2 protein-coding genes and 1 pseudogene are annotated in these 1,004 nt (G+C 74.1%); all 3 read left to right on the top strand.

Annotated elements, in window-relative coordinates:
* Positions 1-340, top strand: a pseudogene (locus tag PSH25_RS25075) (DNA polymerase III subunit delta'); the annotation flags it as partial.
* Positions 341-461: 121 nt separating this feature from the next.
* Positions 462-791 carry a YbaB/EbfC family nucleoid-associated protein gene (locus PSH25_RS25070; protein WP_007454690.1) on the top strand — a complete coding sequence of 110 codons (330 nt, stop codon included), beginning with the start codon at positions 462-464 and terminating at the stop codon, positions 789-791.
* Position 792: 1 nt separating this feature from the next.
* On the top strand, positions 793-1,004 hold a 212-nt coding region (locus PSH25_RS25065), incomplete at its 3' end, for a hypothetical protein (RefSeq protein ID WP_238661399.1).

Here is a 1,004-nt window from a genome sequence, read left to right as displayed (position 1 = left end):
GGGCGCGGCCGGCGCCATGCGGGGTGCTGCCGGCCAGCTCAAGGAGCTGGAGAAGCGGCAGAAGTCCCGGGCCACCCGGGCCCAACGGGACGCACTGGACCGGGCGCTTGTCGACCTGGCGGGCTTCTACCGGGACGCGCTCACCATGGCGCTGCGCGCACCCGTCGCCCCGGTGCACACCGACACCGCCGCGCTGGCCGGCGCCGGCGCGCAGAAGTGGGACGCCGAGGGGTCGCTGCGCCGGCTGGAGGCGGTGCTCGCCTGCCGCGCGGCCATCGAGGCGAACGTCAAACCGCGGATCGCGGTCGAGGCGATGATGCTCGCCCTCTGGAAGGGCTGACCCGCACTTCTCGGCGTTGTCCACAGGCATCGACAGGTCCGATTGCTGTGCGGTACGGTCCGTGTGCCGTGGTGACGGTGGCAGCACACTGAGTGATGGATCACCCGGGAGGAGTCGGCCGATGCCGCGGGGGGAGATCGACGAAGCCTGGATCGAGGAGGCGGTGCGACGCTACCGCCGGATCGAGTCCCTCCAGGCCGAGTTCGACCAGGCGGTGTCGACCGTCGAGGTGACGGTCCGCTCGCCGGACGGCCTGGTCGAGGTGGTGGTCACCGCCGGCGGGCGGATCACCGACGTCCGGTTCCTCGGGCCGCTGCACACCCGCAGCCCGCGCGACGTGGCCGGTTCCGTGCAGGCCGCGGTCACCGCGGCGGCCGACGCCGCCGAATGGGCCCGGGAAAAGCTGCACAACGAGACGTTCGCCGCCTACCGACCGCTCGCGGGGGCCTGAGATGGACACACTGCGCGCGCTCTCCGCCCGACTGGACGAGGCGAGCGCCACCCTCACCCTCGTCTCGCACACCGTCACCGCCAGCGATCCGGCCCAGACCGCGTTCGGCGCCGACGCGCCGGGCCGCCCGGGCGAGATCGGTCGGGCGCTGCACCGGCAGTGGACCACCGCCACCGACGACCGTGCCCGGGAGGCCCGCGCCGCCGCCGGTCG

The sequence above is a fragment of the Micromonospora foliorum genome, from assembly GCF_022229015.1.
In the GTDB taxonomy this organism is placed as follows: domain Bacteria; phylum Actinomycetota; class Actinomycetes; order Mycobacteriales; family Micromonosporaceae; genus Micromonospora; species Micromonospora foliorum.
This window is presented reverse-complemented; position numbering and strand designations above follow the sequence as displayed.